Consider the following 21,384-nt stretch of genomic DNA (forward strand, 5'->3'; position numbering starts at 1 on the left):
TCAGCCTGAATCGATTATAAGGAGCGTTAGAGGGCTATGTCAGTAGAGGTGCAGACGGAATATCTGAAGATGCAAAATGAGAAGGAATCCAATGCAAGATCGTACCCCAGACATTTCCCGCTTGTCATTAGCAAGGCCCAAGGGGTGAAGATTACCGATACGGAAGGCCGCGTATTCTACGATTGCCTGGCTGGTGCAGGAACATTGGCGCTGGGGCATAACCATGACACGGTGGTCAACGCCATTCGCGATGTTCTGGATCAGCAGATTCCGCTTCATACACTGGATTTGGCAACGCCGCTGAAGCTTGCATATATGCAAGAACTGTTTTCCATTCTTCCGGCAGAGATGCGAGACAAAGCCAAAATCCAGTTCTGTGGTCCAACCGGAGCCGATGCAGTAGAAGCAGCCATTAAGCTGGTCAAACATGCAACAGGTGGCAAGTCCATTCTTGCCTTTCAAGGAGGTTATCACGGTTCAACACAAGCGACGATGTCGATGAGTGGCAACCTGAGCAAGAAACAGCATTTGCAAAGCCTGCTACCCGATGTTCATTTTCTGCCGTTTCCTTATGAATACCGCTGCCCATTTGGTGTTGGTGAAGGCATGACGGCCCGGTTGAGCGCACAGTATATCGAGAACCTGCTCGATGATTGCGAGAGCGGTATTGCCGCACCGTGTGGGGTCATTGTGGAAACGGTTCAGGGCGAAGGCGGGGCGATTCCGGCAGACATTGAATGGCTGAGGGAGCTGCGCCGAATCACAGCAGAGCGAAGCATTCCGCTCATCATCGACGAAGTGCAGACAGGCATTGGACGGACAGGGCGGATGTTTTCATTTGAACATGCCGGAATTGTACCTGATGTAATCATCTGCTCCAAAGCCGTTGGCGGAAGTCTGCCTATGTCTGTTGTCATCTACCGGGAAGAGCTGGACCAATGGCAACCTGGTGCACACACAGGTACGTTCCGTGGCAATCAGCTGGCCATGGCAGCGGGACTTGCGACACTTCGTTATATTCGGGAACAGGATGTTCTACACAACGTTCATCTGCGCAGTGAGCAGTTTATGAATCAACTGAATGCATTGAAAGAGCAGTATGCAGAGATTGGAGATGTGCGAGGCAGAGGACTGATGATTGGCGTTGAGGTGGTTGATCCAGTGGGACGCAAGGATCGTCTGGGACATTATCTGCCTAATGGTGCGCTGGCTGAGTCTATTCAGCGTGAATGTTTCAAGAATGGATTAATTGTGGAGCTGGGCGGGCGTCATTCAGCTGTTGTTCGTTTTCTGCCGCCACTGAATATTACGGAGCAAGAATCGGGCGCAATCCTTGCCATTTTTGAGAAATCGGTAGCTGAAGCGATTGCCTTAGCAACGGCTGCATGTTGAACCTATCCCTGATGAAGAGGCATGCAGTATTACTCGCGATTCTGCTCGGTGCTTTTTCGTTGGTACTGACCAACAGTGCATTTAACCTGCTGCTGCCTTATTTTGTGCAATATTATCAGATCTCTACGACAGCAGGCGGATGGATCATTGCCTTGTACATGCTGGCTATGACGTTAACGATGCCGCTGGCTTCCCTAATCGTGGACCGACTGGGGCGTAAGCAGACGTATATGCTGGGCATCAGTTTATATGGACTGTTCTCGGTGGCAGGTGCACTATTTTATCACTCTATTGAGGTACTGTTGCTGGTTCGTTTCATGCATGGCGTTGCCGCGGGGCTGATGATTCCGTTATCACTTGTGCTGTTGTTTGATGTATACGGACCAGAGGTGCGAGGACGAATTACAGGAGCGTGGGGCTTGCTGCTTATGCTCGCTCCGGCTGCCGGGCCAACGCTGGGTGGTTTCATCATTCAGTATGGACGACTTGAAATGCTGTTTTGGCTTAATGTGCCGCTGGCTATATTCTCGTTCATCGGGTGCGGTCGAGTCATTCAGACCTATATCCCTGCCCGCAGGAAAAAATGGCATCCAACCAGTGTCATGCTGCTGATCTGTGCGGTAGGTGCCCTTAGTCTGGGAGTACAGTTGTACGCAAGTCCTGTCGTGGCAGTATGGGTACCTTGGCTGCTGATTGCGCTCGGTGTGGTGCTGCTCATTCGTTTTGTCCAGACCGAGAACGGTCGGAAGGAACCACTTATCCGGTACCAGTTGCTGCGACGTAATGCCGTCTTTCCGCTGACCGTATTGATCTCGACGATTCAGGATTGTGTCATGTTTGGCGTGATCTTTGCATTGCCGTTATTGTTCCAGGACGTCTTCCACCTGTCGCCGGCCTTGTCCGGTGCGTTGTTCATTCCCTTGTCGATCTGTACAAGTCTGTTCATGTGGATTGGCGGCAGCTTGCTGGATCGCGGTCGGTCCATACATTTTATCGCATGGGGGACGTTGCTGGTGTCCATATCGATCTTGTCGTTTGCAGTTCTGCCCATGGGAGCATCGATCTGGATCATCGGTATACTCATGGCTTGTCGTGGAATTGGCGTTGGTCTGTCAGGCATGAGTATCTCTGCAATTGGCCTGCAAGCATTACCGGACGAAGACATGCACGAAGGGTCGGTGTTATCAACCACGATTGAGCGTCTGGCTTCTTCGTTTGCGGTGATGGGCATGACCCTATATTACGATATGCGTTGGCAATGGCTTGCCGGGGCAGGAACGTCCATGGAGATGGCAAAATGGGGAGCACTCAAAGAGATCTGTATCGGACTTGGCTGCGCCATACTGCTTACACTTCCCCTGGTCTTACTTATAACCCGAAAGAAGGTTGGCATCATTGTTCGAGATGGAAAACAAGCTCCGGTCTGAAGCTGAGCAGCAGGCGCATGAACATTCGTGCAAACTGCTGCTGAACTGTTACATCCGTGAACTTGCGCTAGAGAAGAAAAGCGATATTTGGATCAATCCAAGTACGCTGACGTACGCTGTTGCTTTTCAAGCTAGTAGGGTGAAGGTGACAGGACGCTTGTCTTATTACTCTGCCATGGGGGAGCATGAATACCTCAGCATGGAATCTGGCGGGGAAATAGTGCATTATGGCGACCTGGTTCGTTGGATCACATCTGAGCTAAGTGGGAATGGGGAACAGGGAGCGAGTTCGGATCAACATGGAATGAAGAAAAGTGTGATGGAAATGAAGCGTTCACTTGAGCTGGAGAATGTACATCCATTGGGTGAGAATACGAATCGCGTAGAGCTGGCGTATGCCAAAGATTTTGCACAAAAGGTAGATAACAGTGTCGGTAACCTTACATTGTATATCGAACAAGCGGCCGGTCTCGACATCCACGACTATCGCACATCGGAACAGTCATTGTTGGTTGGTCATCCGTTCCATCCGTTTCCGAAGAACTCCAAAGGCTTCAGCAAGCAGGATGTACAGAAGTACAGTCCGGAGTTACGGACATCATTTCAACTCTGTTATATCGCCGTGAGGCAGGATATCTACATGCAGGAATGGGTTGATAACGAGGCGGCAATGGATTTGCATGACCTCCTGCGGAACCATGTGGAGCCTATTTTAAAAGAAAAGAGTGAAATGTATGAGCTGCTGCCTGTCCATCCATGGCAATACGCATACATATCACGGTTGTCCGAGGTACAGCACTATATTCGAGATGAAAAATTAATCCTACTCGGTAGTGCGGGGCCTACCGTCTATCCAACCTCTTCGGTCCGTACAGTTTATGTTCCCGAATGGAACTGCAATATCAAGTTGTCACTGAACATGCAGATCACCAACATGATTCGCACCAACAGTGCTGAACAGATGCGCAGAACACTGGATGCCTCCAAGTACGTCAGGCAGCATGACTGCTTCAGTGCTGAACCGAACACGTATATTGCGTATGAGACAGGTGTAGCCACTTGTGCTTTTGAAGATGAAGAGTTAACCAGTCTGTTTACGATAGCGTATCGACCCATTGAGTTTGATGTTGAGAATACGTATGTCTTATCCAGTCTGGTAGAAGCACCGCTTCCCGGGATGCGCTCCAGGCTGATGACGATGCTGGGTGGTGGACGTGACATTGCCGAGCGTTGGCTGGATCGTTATCTGAAATGTTCTCTGCTGCCGATTGTACGGGCGGCGGGAGAGAAAGGCATTCATTTTGAAGCCCATTTGCAGAATACCCTTGTGACCTTAAAGGATGGGTTGCCTGTGGAGTTTATCGTCCGCGATCTGGAAGGGGTCAGTGTAGATGAGGAACTTATAAGTGAGCAGGATCGTGCTGCGTCCGATTTATTATTTTATTCGCGAGAGAAAGTCTGGGCGCGGACATCGTACTATTTTATCGTCAATCATCTGGGGTCTCTGATTCATGTCCTGGCGCGAGATGTGAACGTCCCGGAGGAGCATTTCTGGAAGCAGGTACGTGAGGTACTTGTGGAGGAACTGGAACGAACGGGCAATGCATATGTGCAACATCTGCTGACAACGGATGCATTTCTGGCCAAACAAAATTTGGTGAGTTGTCTAAGGGGGATCAGCCAGACCCCGGCCTACGTGCCGGTGAGCAATGTAATGAAACGAATAGGGAGTGAAGTGCGTGGGAGTCGTGGGATACAGGGCTGAAGCAGGCGGCAAGACAGAAGCAGTCTACGTGGGTGTACAGGAACGGATCATGCGGCAGACGTTGGAGGCAATGTGGTTCGAAGGCATTCTGGACAGTCATGTGAGTGGAAGCGCATGGCGAACCAGCGGCCTTACATCTTCCGGCGATTCTGTGGCGTACACGTGTGAAGCCGAGCGGAAGTTTTCATTTGGCCGGGTGAAGGTGAAGAAGGGTTCGATTCAAAGAGAGGGCGTATCATGCACCGATCTGGATCTGTTTTTGGAGGAAATCGTGCTGAACGCATTGAAGGGTGCAAATGTGACGGCTTTTATCCAGGAACTGCTCGAAACGATGGCAAAGGACAGCCAGTGCCGGGCTATATTGCCCTTGAACATTCCGAGTGAAGATCGGCATTATGATGCGCTTGAAAGTCACATGACCGACGGTCATCTGTACCACCCGAGCTACAAGTCGAGACTAGGATTTTCTTTGAAAGACAATCTCGCTTATGGCCCTGAGTTTAATACGGAAGTTGCTTTAGTCTGGGTTGCTGTGAAAAAAGAATTTGCTCAGACCGCTGTATCCGCGGGATATAGCTCTGAAGAACTGGTGGGGCAACATCTGACCGTAGAGGACGCACTGCGATTTCATCAGATCCTGCAACAACAAGGTCGAGGGGATATGAATGAGAAATCACAGGCGGGTGCAGACGGGTATCCAATCGATACAGAAGTTCGTGGGACCATTCGTGGAAGTGTTGGGAAGACCAATCATGAAACAGCTCATGGAAAGGACAGCGAAGCAGTCTGCGGCCCTGGAAGTGAAACAGGCAAGGTTGGAGAAATAGGCTCTGACGCAGGTGATCGATATGTGTTCATTCCGGTTCATCCATGGCAGTGGGAGCACCAGTTGGAATCGGTATATGCCCGTCAACTGATGGATGGGGACATCGTATATCTCGGTCCATCGTCTTCGCCTTATCGTGCGCAGCAGTCGATCCGTTCGCTGTCGAACAGAGTGAACCCGGAAGCCCCTTACATCAAGCTGGCCCTCAGCATTACCAATACGTCGAGCACCCGTATTCTGGCACAGCATACGACCCAGAACGCGCCATTGATCAGCGATTGGCTGAATGAACTTGTTCGTGAAGATGAGCTGTTGCAGCAGGCGCAGTTTGGCATTTTAAAAGAAATCATGGGACTGTCGTTCCGTTATGAGCAGTTACCTGCAACTCAATATGGACGGGCCTACGGCACACTCGGTGCGATCTGGCGAGAGAATGTATCGGTTCACCTGAAGCAAGGTGAGACGGCGTGGCCGCTGAATGCACTGATGTTGGTACAACCGGATGGTGTTCCGTTTATCCAGGATGCTGTAGAACGACATGGTGTGGAAAAGTGGAGCGAGGCCCTTGTTCGCACGGTAACTCTTCCGATTATTCATCTGCTCTATGCACACGGGATTGCGCTGGAATCTCATGCTCAGAATATCATTTTGGTACTGGAAGATGATCTGCCGAAACGAATCCTTATCAAGGATTTGCATGATGGTGTTCGCTATGTACCGGATCAACTGTTACATCCAGAACGGGCACCGAAGCTGAACCCGGAGCCGGAAACCCATCGCAAGTTCAATCGGTACTCCTTCATCTATGCGGGAGATGTGTCGGAAGTCCGCGACTACACGTATGATGCGTTCTTTTTTATCTGTATGACGGATATTGCGCTGGTTTTGGAGAAGTTTGGTTTGTCGGAGGCAGCATTCTGGCATCTGTGCGCAGGTGTAATTGTAGATTATCAGAAGCAGCACCCGGAATACGCAGAGCGGTTTGTTGCATTTGACCTTTTTGCCGAAGATGCACTGATCGAAGAGATGACCAAGCGCCGCCTGTATGGGGATGGGGAGTTGTATTTCCGCAAGGCGAGTAATCCGCTCAAGATATCAAAGGATGCACTTGAATCCAAGGGAACGCCCGAATTAAAGGGAATCGTCGAATGAGAATCAACACGCTGAAGGAAAAAATTGCACGCAAACAGCCTGTCTATGGCCTTTTTGTATCCATACCACATCCGGTGATCATTGAGATGATCGGACATGCAGAATATGACTTTGTCATTATTGATCTGGAACATGCCGCAACATCGATGGAATCGGTGGAAGAGTTGGTCCGTGCGGCGGAACTGGTCGGCCTAACCCCATTGGTACGTATCTCGAAAGTGGAACGAGCGGAGATTCTGAAAGTGCTGGACTGTGGCGCCCAAGGCATCGTCATTCCGCATGTCGAGCAACTAGAGCAGGTGGAGGAAGCGGTTCGCCACGCCTACTATCATCCGGTTGGCATGCGTAGCTTGAATAGCGGTCGTCCCGGTGTATTTGGGAAATATCCGCTTACGGGATACATCGAGGAAGCAAACCAACAGGTGATGGTTGTTCCCATGATTGAAAGTGTTGAAGGAGTTCGGCAAAGTGCACAGATTCTGTCTCACCCTCAGGTGAGTTTTGTATTGGAAGGAGCGGCTGATCTGTCGCAATCCCTCGGCGTGCCATGGCAGACAGAGCACCCGGATGTGAGACGTGCGCTGGATGAATTGCATGCTACCGCGCAACAGTGCGAAGTACCTTATGCAACGGTCATCAGAGGTGTGGAAGACATGTCGCTCTGGGCTGAGCAGGGAGTACATATATACGTGCTTGGTGATGATCGGAATACGGCGTTTCGGGCATATGCTCAGAAACGGAATGATTACAGGAATGCGGGTGGGCAGATATGAAACCTAGTGTATGGCAGGTGATCGATGAACTTCAACGGAGGAATGAAGACCCGGTATGTGCGTATGTCTATGATCTGGCTGGCATTCAGGAACAGGTACGTCAGATGCTAGGCAGCATGCCCGGCAACACACAGTTGTTCTACGCTATCAAGGCGAATCCAGATCCGCGGATCATTGAGGCGTTGCTTCCATTGGTAAAGGGCTTTGAAGTGGCTTCGATTGGAGAGTTACTCAAGGTTAGAGCGGTAAGTCGAAAGGTTCCGATTCTGTTTGGAGGTCCGGGTAAGAAGGAGAGCGAACTGCGGCAGGCGATTGAGAATGACGTGAGTTACATCCATGTGGAGAGTCTGTTGGAACTTCGGCGCATCATTGCAATTGCGAAAGAGCGAGAGATGGAGCAGGAGCAGGTGCATGAGAGCAGGCAGAAGCAAGAATGGGAGCAGAACCCGGAGCAGAGATATACGCAAGCATACGGCGAGGAACTGATGCAAGAGCAGAAGCAAAAACAGAAGCAAGCGCAGGAGGTGCGCATTCTGCTCCGAATCAATCTGCGAAGCAGTACGTTGCCTCGGACGAAGATTGTTATGGGCGGTGGGCCGAGTCCTTTTGGAATCGATGAAGAGGCAGTGGAAGAAGCCATTGAACTCATTCGTGTGGAAGGCGCGGGTGTGGTTCGGTTAAGCGGGTTCCATTTTCACTCCTTGTCCAACAATATGGACGCCAGGCTGCACGCCGAGATGATTGAGCTGTATTTGCAAAAGGTGGAGCAGTGGCAGCAGCAGTATGATCTTCCTGTGGAAGTGGTGAATGCAGGAGGTGGATTCGGTGTCACGTATGATGGCAGTCCCGGATTTGACTGGCCATTATTCACTTCCCTACTGGAGCAAAGTGAAGCCAGACAACGCCTTGCCTCACACGGAGGTCGGCTGTATTTTGAATCGGGTCGACTGCTGGTGGCAGACCACGGGTATTACGCAGCAGAGGTTACGGATATCAAAACCTCTCATGATCAGTATTTTGCCGTGTTAAGGGGAGGTACGCACCATAATCGACTGCCTGCTTCATGGGGACATAACCATCCGTTTCAGATTATGGCGACGGACCGTTGGAAGCATTCATTTGCCCGTCCAGAGGTAAGAGATCGTCGAGTCCATATCGTAGGTGAGCTATGCACACCCAAGGATCGCATGCATTCCGATGCGGAGGTAGCACTGCTGCGCGTGGGAGATATTGTTTTGTTTGAAAAGTCTGGGGCTTATTGCTGGACCATCTCGCATCATGATTTTCTGGGGCATCCGCACCCGGCATTCCATTATCTAACGGAGGACAATAATCATGTCAACACTGATGAAGCGTTCCAGTCTGCAAGCCGCTGAACGCCGGATTATGGCGGATCTGATGAATTCATTTTTGTCGGAGCAATTACTCCCACTGGAGGATAACCCATTCATTGATTTTGCCGAAGCACCTGCACCGTTCCGTCGATTGTACAAGGGATATGACAGCGGAGAGCATAATCAGATTGATGCTTCTCGCTATAGATTGCACACTCAAGGTGTACTGTGTCTGGTTGAAACAGGAGTCAGACAGGGGACTCAGTGGGTTCAGGGTTCACCGATCTACGAGGAGAAAACAGATGGAAGCTGGGTTCTCCTCGATTCTCCAGCAGAGGTTGGACGTGCAGTGTTACAGAGGGCTTTGTCGGATGAGGCCTACGCGCAGCCCGGAGTGGCGGAATTCCTGACTAGTCTGGATATTGCTGTGGAGCAGTTTGCTTTGGGCTGGGAACAAGTCCAGTATCTGTCCGCCAACGTTCCGGCATCTGCTTATGAATGGTTTACCAAAGGCGAACGTGTTGCTGCATTGCGGGATCGTCCATTTCACCCATCATCCAAAGCCAAAGTGGGATTCAACGCAGAAGATGTCACACGGTATGCAGCAGAATTCGGGAAGGCGATTTCGCTACGCTGGGTGGCTATACGACTGGATGCCGTGCAGCAAGGGTGTGAAGATGGATTGTCCATTTTGGATGTGTTAGCCGATGTTCAGCGCGGAGAGGTGGAAGACGATTTTGCCCGGAAAGGAATTACGTTGCACGAATACCTGCCGATGCCTGTCCACCCGTGGCAATTGGAGCATGTAATTCTGCCCCGCTTCACGAGAGAGATCGAAGAAGGCAGCATTGTGGTATTGGATGTGGAAGTGGGCGACGTACAGGCCACATCATCTCTGCGCTCGATGGCTCCATCAACCGAATCCACCCTGATGCTCAAGCTACCGGTTAGTGTGCTGTCTCTGGGGGCTGCTCGTTATCTTCCGGTAGTCAAACTGTTGAATGGGCTTGCTGGAGAACGGATGTTAAGACAAGCCGTTGCTTGTGACGAGACGTTGAAGGACAAGGTGTACATGTGTGAAGAGCAGAACTGGTGGGGCTTTATGCCAGAATCCATGGGACTGTTCGATGATCATCCCCGGCATCTGGCTGCACAGATTCGTGTGTATCCCGCTGAGTTATTGGGTGATGATTACAAAGTTATCCCAATGGCCGCACTGGGTGTGAATCTGGAAGGTCATCATCTATTAACGGAGATTCTGGGGGATAACCTGAGCAGCGATTATGTTCTCGACTTTTATACTAACGTAGCCACTGCGTTTTATGATATCGTAATGCGTCTGTTCAAGGTGGGCGTTGTACCTGAGATTCATGGTCAGAACTGTTGTCTGGTGTTACGGGATAATCAGGTAAAAGGTCTATTGTTCCGCGATCATGATTCAGTGCGTTTGCATCAGCCTTATCTGGATAAACATGGCATTGCTGACCCTGCTTATCATATTCGCCCGGGCTACTCGAACAGCTTGTATAATGAGACGCTCCAGAAGCTGATCTTCTATGTGCAGTCTTTGGGGACGCAGGTGAATCTGGCTGCGATCATGGAGGCACTTAGCGAGGTGTATCACATCCCTGAAACGAAGTTATGGGAGATCACGGAGCAGGCATGGAAGGGAGCGCTGCAACAAGTGCAGCTTCCCGAATCCGACCGGGACGCGCTCGCTCATGCGATATTCGAGAGTAAGGAGTGGCCCGTGAAGTTAGTTGTCCGTCCGCTGCTTGAAGCGGATGGGGTGCCTGGCGCGATGCCATCGGGCAAAGGCAAAGGGTGGAACCCTTTTTATAAGGGATAGAGGTTAAAGGTGCATAAAACATATTTAAAGAAGAGGTGACTTGAGATAATTCAAGTCACCTTTTAGATTTGCTTAACAATAATCTTGCAGTTCGAAGTGTAATAAATTACTGAACTATATACAGTCTTCATGCAGGGAATGTCATTTCCATGCCGAAACTTCTAATTAAGTTAGAAATAAGCAAGTTATGGAGGAAATTATGAGTAAAAATAATTGGTTTATTAGAGCCGGAGAGAATGCATATCTCTTTGAAGAGTTCAAAGAAACACAGATGATAGCCATTGGTTGGAATGAAGTAGGTTCATTGGCACAAGTGAGACATATCGATGATGTGAAGAAGCGACTTCGTGACGAGTATCCTGACTATAAGGATGGCAAAGTAAATATAACAGCGGGTCAGTTAATCAGATTTGCTAATGAAATGAAAGTAGGAGATTTGGTTGTTACATATAATCCTCAAACACGCGAGTATCTGATTGGGGAAATTACTTCAGACTATGAATTTGGTGAAGGGGTTATTTCGGACAAAAATCACTATAGAAAGGTGTTGTGGAACGGGCTAGTTAATCGGGATGTTTTAACAGCGAACACACGTAATTCTCTAGGTTCGATAATGACTCTTTTTGCATTGCAAAATGAAACAGTGAAGGAACTGATCCATTTTTTGAAATCCAAAAGTGCTGAGTCTTTTGAATCACAACCGGAAGAAACTGAGAAAGAACAGGCAGAACTAGATACAATCAAGGAAGATGTAATTGAGAGAGCACATGAATTTATAAAGGACAAATTCAATCATTTAGATTGGGAAGAAATGCAGAGTCTGGTAGCTGGTGTCTTAAGAGGCATGGGATACAAAACAAGAATATCTGTAAAAGGACCTGATCGCGGTAGAGATATTATTGCATCACCAGATGGTTTGGGGCTGCAACAGCCTAGAATTATGGTGGAAGTTAAACATAGGAAAAACGCGATGGGATCCAATGAAATTCGAAGTTTTATCGGGGGGTTAAGACCCGGTGATCAAGGAGTTTATGTTTCAACTGGGGGATTCACCAGAGAGGCTAAGTATGAAGCAGAACGTTCTAACATTCCAGTTTCTTTGGTAGATGCAGATCTTCTGGTAGAGCTGATTAATCAGCATTATGATGCATTTGATTCAGAGGCTAAATCATTAATGCCCCTAAAGAAGATATATTGGCCTTTATAGAACAGAGAAGGTGACCCGGTTGAAGGGTTGCCTTTTTGGTTTGTTGTCATCGAGAGTTACAATGCTTGCAGGGAATAAAACGTTCATCATTATGGCTAAAAAATCTTATGAAATGAAGGTATAGGAAAGAGACTGATGGTATAATCGGGTTATGTGTTATAGTCATACTTGTGTATTACCGAAAAGGTTTTCGGAAAAAGTGATATCTGTTGTTGTAACCGCAATCATAATTTACTTCAAGAAAGTGAGAATCTACCATGAATCAGAAGAGACTTTTTAATGATGGATGGCAATTTGCGAAAAGTAAGCTGGATGTTACGGAACCTGCGGGTCTGGTGTATGAACCTGTGGAGCTTCCCCATGATTGGCTGATATATAATACGCTTGAACTGTATGAAGACAGCATTGGATGGTACCGCAAGACGTTCCATTATACGAAGGATGAGCAGCAGCTTTTGCTTTGTTTTGATGGCGTATACATGGACTCTTCGGTGTATGTGAACGGGCAGCTTGTTGGGGAGTGGAAGTATGGCTATTCTGCTTTTGAACATGAGATCACGAATGCACTGGTGGAAGGCGACAATGAGATTGTTGTCAAAGTGGTGCATCAGAGCCCGAACAGCAGATGGTATTCCGGGGCCGGAATCTATCGCCATGTTTGGCTGAAGACGAGAGACCGCAACCATATTGTTACGGATGGAATCTATGTATCCATTAATCAGCAGCCGAATGGCTGGCAGGTGGAAGTGGATACGGAGCTGAACCTGGAACAGAATCAGCAAGCAGAGCTGGTGCATACGATCCGGTATGAAGGTCAGATGGTGGCATCCAGCCAAGCGAATGTTACGGCTTCGGTGGGTGAGAATGTGGTGGAATCGGCAGATAGCCAACAGATCATTGTGGAGAGTCCAAACTTGTGGAGCCCGGATGCACCGCATCTGTATGAACTGGTGACGGAGCTGCGATTGACCTCGGATGACCAGGAAGAACGGACAGTTGAATCGGTATCACAGCGTATTGGATTCCGGGATATCAAGCTGGATGCCAATGAAGGGTTCCACCTGAACGGAGTTAAGATGAAGCTGAACGGCGTGTGTGAACACCATGATCTCGGGGCACTGGGAGCTGCGTTTAACCTGACGGCATTGCGTAGAAGATTCGTTTTGCTCAAAGAAATGGGTGTTAACGCCATCCGCACCGCGCATAATATGCCTGCTAAAGAGTTCATGGAACTTGCGGATGAGATGGGTATGCTGATTGTGTCTGAAGCTTTTGATATGTGGGAACGTGCCAAAACGCCATACGATTATGCGAGATTTTTCCCAGAGTGGGTGCATACGGATGTGAAGAGCTGGGTGAAGCGCGACCGTAACCATGCCAGTCTGATCATGTGGAGTATCGGGAACGAAATCTATGATACCCATGCGGATGAGCGTGGACAGGAAGTAACCCGGATGCTGATGGATTATGTGCTGGAATTTGATCCAAAAGGTAATGCTGGCGTGACAATTGGTTCGAACTACATGCCTTGGGAAAATGCACAAAAATGTGCAGATATCGTGAAGCTGGCAGGTTACAACTACGCGGAAAAGTACTACGACAAACATCATGAAGAGCATCCGGACTGGATCATCTATGGTAGTGAAACGTCTTCGGTGGTGCAGAGTCGTGGGATATATCATTTCCCATTCGAACAGCCGATTCTGGCAGATGACGATGAGCAGTGTTCGGCTTTGGGTAACAGTACGACCAGTTGGGGCGCGAAGTCAGCAGAATACTGCATTCTGGCAGAGCGGGATACACCGTATTCGCTGGGGCAGTTCCTGTGGACCGGATTCGATTATATCGGAGAGCCGACACCGTATCATACGAAGAATTCGTATTTTGGACAGCTGGATACCGCAACGTTCCCGAAAGACTCTTATTACATCTACCAAGCGGCTTGGACGGATTATAAGAAAAGCCCGATGGTTCACCTGTTCCCTTATTGGGATTTCAGCCCGGGTCAGATTATTGATGTACGCGTGTGCAGCAACGCGCCGAAGATTGAGCTGCAACTCAACGGTAAAACCATTGGCACGTACGATATCGATCATGCCAATGGAACACAGCTATCCGGCTGGTGGAAAGTACCTTACGAAGAGGGCGAGCTGAAAGCGATCGCTTATGATGAGAACGGTGAGATCATTGCAACCGATGTGCAAAGATCCTATACGGATGCGAAGAAAATTCGTCTGCAAGCGGATCGGGAGCAGTTACAAGCGAATGGCACAGACCTGATTTTTGTAGAAATTGATGTTGAAGATGAAACGGGTAATCCAGTTCACAATGCAAACAACCGCGTACAAGTTCAGGTGACGGGTGCAGGAAGATTGCTGGGTCTGGATAACGGGGACAGCACCGACTATGATCCATACAAAGGATTGAGTAGAAGACTGTTCAGCGGCAAACTGATGGCGATTATCGGAGCAACAAATGAACCTGGAACGGTCCGAATTGAAGTTTCTTCCGAAGGGTTGGAAGGGGCTCTAGCTGAGTTTGAATCGCGTATTGTGGATGCGGAACTGGTTGATGAGAAGCAAGTGCAAACTGTCTTCATGAACAATGAACAACGTCCGGTGCTGACGGGGAACGCTCAGGAGATTCCTTTGCGAAAAATTGAGATCATCAGTACTGCAGGACAGTTGCTCGATCCGTCCAACCCGGAGCTTACTGTAACCGCCAAGCTGTATCCGGAGAACACCTCCTACCGGGACATCGAATGGGCTGTTGTGAATGATGCGGGGATTGAATCCAACATTGCCAAAGTGGAAGCCGTTCAAGCGGAAACGGGCGACAACGGCGAGCATCAACATGCGGTGAAGGTATCGGCTATAGGTGACGGGGAGTTCCGACTTCGCGCAACCAGTTCCAACGGTACGGATAAAACGAAACTCATCTCCCAGCTGGAATTCAAGGCGGACGGTCTCGGAACAGCTTACAAAGATCCATACGGCTTCATCACGGGCGGACTGTACGATTACACCAAAGGTGAGGTTGGTAACGGCAACGAACGTGGGGTAGCGACAAGTCGCGACGGAGAGACGCATGTAGGCTTCCGTAATATTGACTTCGGACCATACGGCTCCGATACGATTACCATTCCTATTTTCACGCTGTCCACTGAGGAGTACTTCATTCAGATCTGGGAAGGGATGCCGGATGAAGAGGGAAGTACGATGATCGCAGATGTGGTGTATGACAAGGAATCCCAATGGAATGTCTATCAGGAAGAGACATACCAATTATCCAAACGTCTTAGCGGAATTACATCGATCTGTTTTGTACTGAAGCAGAAGATTCATATTAAAGGGTTCTCTTTCGAACGCCAAAGTCGGGCCTTTGAACAGAATGCGGCTACATCCTGTGACCATCTCTATGGAGATACGTTCAAAATTGAAGATGATCGTGTTGAAGGCATCGGGAACAACGTGTCGCTGGAGTTTGAAAACATGGACTTTACGGCAGAAGGCACATCCAAGCTCGTGATCTACGGTCATTCACCGATTGATAAAAATACGATTCATATTCGCTTCGCAGGTGCGGACGGACAGAGCAACCAGTTGGTTGAGTTCACCCAGTCAGGTGGATATGAGGAGCGGGTGTTTGAGCTTGAGCAAGTGAAAGGTGAGCAGAAAGTAAGCTTTATCTTCCTGCCAGGCAGTCAGTTTGACTTCGGCTGGTTCCGATTCGAGAAATAAGACCATACTTGGAATAAAATAATATCCTCCATCGCTCCGTTGAGCGGTGTGTTGTTAAACAGATTAATCCTCTTCAAATAAACGATGTTCGTTACGAACAAGCCGTTTACTTGAAGAGGATTTTTTATATGTTAAGGGGATTCAGATGTTGTAAAAGCGTTCGTTTAGAGCCCTGACCTTTACTTGTCCACATCATCAATGGATAGCCTGGCTTTCTCTGGATCCCAGGACACGTTCAAACCCAAACTACGCAATACTTCAAAAGGTACAGTGGTTGCTCCTGAGTAGTTATTGATGGGTTCAGATAGCTCTATGAGTTGCTCTCCAGACTCATCCATGGAAGTTATTTGATAATGTGCTTCCTTAGGGTAGATCGTAATTGTTCGATTGTTATATTTTAACGTATAGTAACTAAGGCTACCTTCCGCCTTATGAACCTCAAATTTTGCTCCGAGTACTGCGGCGATTGCTTTGATTGGTAATTGTACGGTCTTGGGCGTTTCCACCGCGGGATACATCGACTGGAACAGCTCACCGTTCAGATAAACATCTGTGCCGAGCTTGGCCTGAACCGGTTTGTAGACCATGCCTCCAGAAGATGTTGCAGGTCCTCCCGCTTCCTGATATTTATCACTTCCCCAGCCCCAGACAGTCCCTTCGGAGGATAATGCAAGACTATGGTGATATCCCGCTGAAACATCGGTAATGCCAGACAAATGGTTTAATTTTCCTTCTTTGCCGGTCACTGTCCTTCCATAGCTATACACCTGACCAGAAGTAGTAAGTAACAACGTATAACTTGAATTGGCATCCATCTTCTTCACTTTGAGCTCGTGATGAAAGGGGGTGACTTTGCCCCCTAGGTCTAGCTGCCAAGCCTTTCCCTTCTTATCCAATGCAAGTAGAGATGCATCTGCACCGGTGATCGAGGATATGTTGTACAAATCTTTTAATTTGGTTGGTTTGGAAGGGGCTTTACCGGGTTCGTTTGGCTCGTTCCATGTCCATACGGAGCCATCTTTTTTCAGAGCATAGCCGTGCAGGCCAGCGGATTCAACTTGAATGATATCTTTTAGTCCACTGATCGTCTGTAGCTTACGTGTCTGTTCCAGGGCTACGGCTTGAGGCGGGTTTTGCCAAGACCGAACGGTTCCATCCTGGAGAAGGGCGATGGTTGAGAAAGCCCCTATGCTAACATTCGTGGCAGAGGTAATATTAGGCACTTGACGTGGCATGTTGCCGTTACCCCACTCCCAGATGGTTCCATCTGCTTGAATGGCTGCGTTGTTCCCACCACCGGAGGATGAAATAACTGTTACATTGGATAATTTGGGAATACGAATCGGACTAAATGTATGACGATATCGAACGTTGTCGCTCACACCAAGTTCTCCCCAGAGATTACGGCCCCAGGCCCATACAGAACCGTCACTTCTCAATGCGACTGTGTAATAATAAGCACCCTGTAAAGCGGTATAGTAAAGTTTCTTCTCTACACTGCTTGATGAAGTCGGTTGAACAGAGGTGTTACTAGTGGAGGGGGACATGTTAGTGGCTGCATGAGTCGTTGGCACATCAGCTAGCTCCATCAGCAGGCTTGACACAACTAATGTTGTAGCTATTGCAATGGTGAATCGATGGGTCTTTTTACCGTTACCCTTGGATCGATTATTCAAGCGTGAAGTGGAGCGTTTTTCTTTTGCTATGTGATCGGATGAGTTTACCGATTGCATGATATCGCCTCGTTTTCGGATGAGTTGGGCATGAATGTTGCCTTTCTTTCTAAACGCTCTATGAAGGGATGAAGTTACATACAAGTGATAAAATTTCCTTTATATTGAAGAGGGTTAGGTATTATTACAGTCTTCCTAACAGAAATTAGGTAACCTGCACGTAGTCTTTAGCGTCATAAAGATGAGGTGATTAGATGAAGAGAGTGCTGCTTACGGTTTTGTTAGTTTTAATAGTGTTAACAGCATGTGAGGCAAATGATCAGAAAGTGGATTTTCCAGTAATGACGAAATCATTCCCAGAAATTATTGAGCCCCATAATCCAGAGCAAGCGGAGCAAAGCGGGGATGTGGTTGTGCTTCATGGAGGGATGCGGAACGGGGATAAGTGGAATACATTTATGAAGAATGTGGAGAAAAAACAGCAGGATCAGGTTCGTGTGACGATGTATACCATTGAAGGTGGGCCCATTATCCAGGAATTGATCTATGATGGTACAGCTATTCAATCGACTTACGATAACTCAAGGGATGCCTATGGCTCCAAACAGGAAGTGAAGACCGACATCTGCAAAGGGATCGGTACGATGAAGAGTGAGCAGGGACATATTTTTTACGTGTTAACCGGGTGTGAGAAGGAAGAGAACCCCTTTTGGATGCCTAAGTTGTAAATGAACCTTCGGGGCTATGGTATATACGATTGGCAATTCCGGCGCAGGCTAACTGTTCTCCATCGGTAAAATGATGGGTTCGGTCTACCTGAGCCGGCGATGTTCATGGCTCAGGCATATGGGGTGGAGCTTACCATTACCCAGGTGCTGGTACTGCTCGATGTACTGATGCTGACCTCCAAAGGCGCTGCCGGAGTTACCGATTCCGGCTTCGTATCGTTGCGTGCAACGTTGAATAAGATTTATTTTGAGACAATTGGCTCCATAAGATTGCTTTTTACAATATTTGTTTGTTATGCTTAACTACATAGAAATGCATAGTAGGTGGTGTGTGAAGCTGAGAAACGAAATGATTAAAGGATACATCGATGGAATTGTACTGTCTGTACTGAATAAGCAGGATGCATATGGATACGAAATATCCAGAACGGTGAATGACGAGACCAATGGTCAGTTTGATCTAAAAGAAGGCACGTTGTATCCGGCACTGAAACGTATGGAGGCTAATGGATACATAGAGGGTTATTGGGGAGAGCAAATTAGTGGACCGCGGCGGCGATATTACCGAATCACCCCGGATGGCCAAACTCAGCTCAACACATTGAGGACAACATGGACGGAGAACATCAAGATTATTGATATATTCTTGGGAGGGGATCTGCATGGAAGTCATTGAACAGTATTTGGATCAAGTACTTCGATTTACATTTTTAACGAAGAGGGAAAAGTCTGAGTGGAGAGAAGAAATGGCCGCTCACCTCTATTCCTCGGTGGATCATCTAAAGCGCCAGGGGTTGGGAGAGACGGAGGCCATCGAACATTCCATTCAACAATTTGGCTCTATCTCAGAACTGCGCAAAACGGTAACCAAAGAAACGTATGGATTCAACATGAAAATGATTTTTGGCTGTGCCTTAGCAGGTTTGCTCCTATTCATTGTAACACTGGCGGGTGGACTAATCGCGAATCGATATGGTGTGCATAATCGGTATATCGAATTAATGCCTATTTTTTGGATTACGGTGTGTGCGTTAGGTGCCTGTCTTGTGTTTACGCGCAAACGTGTGGATCGTCTTTGCCTGTTATCTGTGCCCCTGTTATTCACTTTAGGGTATCTGCAAGCTTATTTTCAGGTGATGTATCATTATTGGGGTGAAGGACTTACGTTTAATATGTTTGAAAAGTTATTTTTTAGTGGCGTGCTTCATACGTCTGGTGGATTGGGGTCCACCTTGATCGCCTCTATCTTCTTGGGTGCACAGGCACTCATTATGTTTGCGATAAGTAAAAATAAGTATATATCCATTCTTCCCTTTGCCTTTTCCATCATGTATACCTTTGTTCATATGCTGATGTTTAGTCTCTATTATGTATTTTTTGCCTCAGAGCAGTTCAGTTCCGCGGTGACTCAGGGGTACAGCGTTTTCCTGAATGGGAATATGCAGCGAGTGTTGGAGATGGGGATGAGTTTGACCATGGCGGTAGCGTTGTGTGTAGTATTCCAAGGTTGGAGCTATTGGACGGCAAAAAGGAAGTTGAGCTCCGCTTCATAAGGGTATTCCGCATCCCTCATAATTAGACAATGAAGCCATGCTGGCAAGACAAAGGACAACTATAGCAAGACTCTTGTCTTTTTTATTGGGCTTCCCTCATAGTTATTCGCACACTCTCCGAATGTGCTAAGGACATAGTATAGGGCATATATACTGTGTGCCTTGGCCTAAGGAGATGACCATTTTGAAATATCTGAACAAGAGGACAGCCACCCTCAACAAATTAAGGCCCAGTCGTTCTACGTCGAAATGCAGAAAAAAACACTTGGGAAAACGAAAGAAATGCCATATTATCCGTAGATCTTATCGGAGAAAGCGCTGCTCACTGAAGCGTCCATTAAGATCACAGAAAATGGCCCGTGACAAAAAAGTCATTTCATTACCGAGAGGGATGGGTAGCAACCCGGTATGTTGTGAGCCCGGCCCCCTGCTCGCTCCGTTGAGACAACATGAATTGGAGACGGTGAGTCTCCCTGGAACGCAAGGTGTGGCAGGTGCCCAAGGCCCCGCAGGCCCTCACGGCGGGCCGGGTCAACAAGGGGTTCCCGGAGCGCAGGGTCCCGCCGGATCTCAAGGTGAGCCGGGTCAACCGGGGCTTCCCGGAGTGCAGGGTCCAGTTGGTCCTCAAGGAGGGCCGGGTCAACGGGGAGTTCCCGGAGCGCAAGGCCCCGCAGGCCCTCAGGGTGAGCCGGGACAACCGGGGCTTCCCGGAGCACAGGGTCCCGTTGGCCCTCAGGGTGAGCCGGGACAACCGGGAGTTCCCGGAGCGCAAGGTCCAGTTGGCCCTCAGGGTGAGCCGGGACAACCGGGGCTTCCCGGAGCCCAGGGCCCCGCAGGTCCTCAGGGTGAGCCAGGTCAACCGGGAACTCCCGGAGTCCAAGGACCAACGGGTCCCCCAGGTGAGCAAGGTCCACCGGGCACCGTACCCGGAATTGAAATCATTCCTACGGCAAACCGTTACTTCTATTTTCCGGACACCGATCTGGATTTGTCGGCCTCAGTTACAATTCCTGCCACAGCATTCACAAATGACGATGGCGGCAGCATAACCGAATTTGCCGGAATTGGACTTAACAGTTTTAACAATCTATATATCAACGGGATCGTCCAACAAGGAAACTCATACGATGTAAGTGCTGAGAGTTTGTTTTTTTCGTCACAAAACGGTGTGATCTTTGCAGGGACACCTATTACTATAGAGATCATTATAATAACAGTCAATATAATAAATGGTTAAAATTGGTTTTAGTTGCTGGTTCCTTTGCCTTCACTACTCCCAAACCTACCACATATACTATGTTAGGTAGGAGGTGAGAAACATGCCACTTGTGACACCATTTCAGAACAGTTTGAGATTTGCTGCAACCATTGGTGATGGGACCGGCACTGGAGCAACGTTTGCCATTGCTGCGACTGCCTTTACAAACGACGCTGGTGTAGCTGCAACCGCATTTCCAGGCACCTACAACTACTACAATCTTTATATTAATGGCCTTATGCAAACAGCAGATACGTCCTCGGCTACGACGACTACAATTACAATTCCCGGTGGAGATGCATTAAATGATGGAACTCCAATTGTTGTACAATTTGTAGTGTCTTAAAGAAGATTTAATCCTACTGTATCGTTATCTTGTGCGACTTCTATCTGTGATAGAAGTCTTTCTTTTTGTACAAGATACCCAGTCGACTCAACGGCATTCATCCATGCATTAATGTGCAAAAATAGTTACCCAAGGATGTTGCCCAACTACAAAGTTATGGTGACTAAAGAAACTCTCAAGTGTCCGATGACAAGAACATAATCGCTTAGAAAGTCGCCTATATGGCGGCTTTTTTTGATTTATGTATCGATAAAACAAGAGAGCTTTAATACAAATAATAGAAGGTCGACAAAATCTGAAACATAAACCCAAAAGACCCACCTCTGTAGAAGCAGGTGGATCTCCAATCTACTGATTATGA

The 21,384-nt window shown here is 48.2% G+C and carries 16 protein-coding genes; 15 read left to right on the forward strand and 1 reads right to left on the reverse strand.

The features are described from left to right. Positions 1-36: 36 nt before the first annotated feature. The 9 genes from QNO02_RS04725 (at position 37) to QNO02_RS04765 (ending at position 15,465) form a co-directional block, all read left to right on the forward strand. Positions 37-1,392: a diaminobutyrate--2-oxoglutarate transaminase gene (locus QNO02_RS04725; RefSeq protein ID WP_289391261.1), complete on the forward strand. Its 1,356-nt coding sequence runs from the start codon at positions 37-39 to the stop codon at positions 1,390-1,392. Beyond that, positions 1,386-2,819: an MFS transporter gene (locus tag QNO02_RS04730; RefSeq protein ID WP_289391262.1), complete on the forward strand. Its 1,434-nt coding sequence runs from the start codon at positions 1,386-1,388 to the stop codon at positions 2,817-2,819. Before QNO02_RS04725 ends, QNO02_RS04730 begins: the two co-directional genes overlap by 7 nt. Beyond that, positions 2,797-4,584 (forward strand): IucA/IucC family protein, encoded by a 1,788-nt coding sequence (locus QNO02_RS04735; RefSeq protein WP_289392671.1) that lies wholly within the window; start codon positions 2,797-2,799, stop codon positions 4,582-4,584. Before QNO02_RS04730 ends, QNO02_RS04735 begins: the two co-directional genes overlap by 23 nt. After that, positions 4,559-6,562, forward strand: coding sequence for an IucA/IucC family protein (locus QNO02_RS04740; protein WP_289391263.1), 2,004 nt, complete (start codon positions 4,559-4,561; stop codon positions 6,560-6,562). The genes QNO02_RS04735 and QNO02_RS04740 overlap by 26 nt, the downstream gene beginning before the upstream one ends. Then, a complete protein-coding gene (locus tag QNO02_RS04745; protein WP_289391264.1) occupies positions 6,559-7,335 on the forward strand; it encodes an HpcH/HpaI aldolase family protein in 777 nt (258 codons plus the stop codon). The genes QNO02_RS04740 and QNO02_RS04745 overlap by 4 nt, the downstream gene beginning before the upstream one ends. Beyond that, complete coding sequence (locus tag QNO02_RS04750) at positions 7,332-8,711, forward strand: type III PLP-dependent enzyme (protein ID WP_289391265.1); 1,380 nt, start codon at positions 7,332-7,334, stop codon at positions 8,709-8,711. Before QNO02_RS04745 ends, QNO02_RS04750 begins: the two co-directional genes overlap by 4 nt. Next, positions 8,671-10,518, forward strand: coding sequence for an IucA/IucC family protein (locus QNO02_RS04755; RefSeq protein WP_289391266.1), 1,848 nt, complete (start codon positions 8,671-8,673; stop codon positions 10,516-10,518). The genes QNO02_RS04750 and QNO02_RS04755 overlap by 41 nt, the downstream gene beginning before the upstream one ends. A 199-nt stretch (positions 10,519-10,717) precedes the next feature. Next, positions 10,718-11,725 carry a restriction endonuclease gene (locus QNO02_RS04760; protein ID WP_101314654.1) on the forward strand — a complete coding sequence of 336 codons (1,008 nt, stop codon included), beginning with the start codon at positions 10,718-10,720 and terminating at the stop codon, positions 11,723-11,725. Positions 11,726-11,982: 257 nt separating this feature from the next. Next, positions 11,983-15,465: a glycoside hydrolase family 2 TIM barrel-domain containing protein gene (locus QNO02_RS04765; RefSeq protein ID WP_289391267.1), complete on the forward strand. Its 3,483-nt coding sequence runs from the start codon at positions 11,983-11,985 to the stop codon at positions 15,463-15,465. A gap of 179 nt (positions 15,466-15,644) precedes the next feature. Here the strand turns inward: QNO02_RS04765 and QNO02_RS04770 are convergent, their stop codons facing one another. Further along, positions 15,645-17,198 (reverse strand): stalk domain-containing protein, encoded by a 1,554-nt coding sequence (locus QNO02_RS04770; RefSeq protein ID WP_289391268.1) that lies wholly within the window; start codon positions 17,196-17,198, stop codon positions 15,645-15,647. A gap of 281 nt (positions 17,199-17,479) precedes the next feature. On the opposite strand from QNO02_RS04770, the gene QNO02_RS04775 reads away from it, so the two are divergent. From QNO02_RS04775 to QNO02_RS04800, 6 genes are all read left to right on the forward strand, one after another. Next, complete coding sequence (locus QNO02_RS04775; RefSeq protein WP_289391269.1) at positions 17,480-17,866, forward strand: DUF4362 domain-containing protein; 387 nt, start codon at positions 17,480-17,482, stop codon at positions 17,864-17,866. A gap of 105 nt (positions 17,867-17,971) precedes the next feature. Then, positions 17,972-18,169, forward strand: coding sequence for a cation:dicarboxylate symporter family transporter (locus QNO02_RS04780; protein ID WP_502921855.1), 198 nt, complete (start codon positions 17,972-17,974; stop codon positions 18,167-18,169). Positions 18,170-18,197: 28 nt separating this feature from the next. Further along, positions 18,198-18,542, forward strand: a complete 345-nt coding sequence (locus QNO02_RS04785; RefSeq protein ID WP_289391270.1) for a PadR family transcriptional regulator — start codon at positions 18,198-18,200, stop codon at positions 18,540-18,542. After that, positions 18,529-19,419, forward strand: coding sequence for a permease prefix domain 1-containing protein (locus QNO02_RS04790; protein ID WP_289391273.1), 891 nt, complete (start codon positions 18,529-18,531; stop codon positions 19,417-19,419). Before QNO02_RS04785 ends, QNO02_RS04790 begins: the two co-directional genes overlap by 14 nt. A gap of 352 nt (positions 19,420-19,771) precedes the next feature. After that, on the forward strand, positions 19,772-20,656 hold the full coding sequence (locus QNO02_RS04795; protein ID WP_289391274.1) for a DUF4183 domain-containing protein: 885 nt from the start codon (positions 19,772-19,774) through the stop codon (positions 20,654-20,656). An 82-nt stretch (positions 20,657-20,738) separates the two neighbouring features. Further along, on the forward strand, positions 20,739-21,023 hold the full coding sequence (locus tag QNO02_RS04800) for a DUF4183 domain-containing protein (RefSeq protein ID WP_091034485.1): 285 nt from the start codon (positions 20,739-20,741) through the stop codon (positions 21,021-21,023). Positions 21,024-21,384: the final 361 nt, after the last annotated feature.

The organism is Paenibacillus sp. PK1-4R (assembly GCF_030369595.1).
Lineage (GTDB): Bacteria > Bacillota > Bacilli > Paenibacillales > Paenibacillaceae > Paenibacillus.

Excerpts from the sequence above, each read along its gene's own strand:
- QNO02_RS04725 (WP_289391261.1), top strand. The coding sequence starts at position 37 with ATGTCAGTAGAGGTGCAGACGGAATATCTGAAGATGCAAAATGAGAAG.
- QNO02_RS04730 (WP_289391262.1), top strand. The coding sequence starts at position 1,386 with ATGTTGAACCTATCCCTGATGAAGAGGCATGCAGTATTACTCGCGATT.
- QNO02_RS04735 (WP_289392671.1), top strand. The coding sequence starts at position 2,797 with ATGGAAAACAAGCTCCGGTCTGAAGCTGAGCAGCAGGCGCATGAACAT.
- QNO02_RS04745 (WP_289391264.1), top strand. The coding sequence starts at position 6,559 with ATGAGAATCAACACGCTGAAGGAAAAAATTGCACGCAAACAGCCTGTC.
- QNO02_RS04750 (WP_289391265.1), top strand. The coding sequence starts at position 7,332 with ATGAAACCTAGTGTATGGCAGGTGATCGATGAACTTCAACGGAGGAAT.
- QNO02_RS04755 (WP_289391266.1), top strand. The coding sequence starts at position 8,671 with ATGTCAACACTGATGAAGCGTTCCAGTCTGCAAGCCGCTGAACGCCGG.
- QNO02_RS04760 (WP_101314654.1), top strand. The coding sequence starts at position 10,718 with ATGAGTAAAAATAATTGGTTTATTAGAGCCGGAGAGAATGCATATCTC.
- QNO02_RS04765 (WP_289391267.1), top strand. The coding sequence starts at position 11,983 with ATGAATCAGAAGAGACTTTTTAATGATGGATGGCAATTTGCGAAAAGT.
- QNO02_RS04770 (WP_289391268.1), bottom strand. The coding sequence starts at position 17,198 with ATGCAATCGGTAAACTCATCCGATCACATAGCAAAAGAAAAACGCTCC.
- QNO02_RS04775 (WP_289391269.1), top strand. The coding sequence starts at position 17,480 with ATGACGAAATCATTCCCAGAAATTATTGAGCCCCATAATCCAGAGCAA.
- QNO02_RS04780 (WP_502921855.1), top strand. The coding sequence starts at position 17,972 with ATGGCTCAGGCATATGGGGTGGAGCTTACCATTACCCAGGTGCTGGTA.
- QNO02_RS04790 (WP_289391273.1), top strand. The coding sequence starts at position 18,529 with ATGGAAGTCATTGAACAGTATTTGGATCAAGTACTTCGATTTACATTT.
- QNO02_RS04795 (WP_289391274.1), top strand. The coding sequence starts at position 19,772 with ATGGCCCGTGACAAAAAAGTCATTTCATTACCGAGAGGGATGGGTAGC.
- QNO02_RS04800 (WP_091034485.1), top strand. The coding sequence starts at position 20,739 with ATGCCACTTGTGACACCATTTCAGAACAGTTTGAGATTTGCTGCAACC.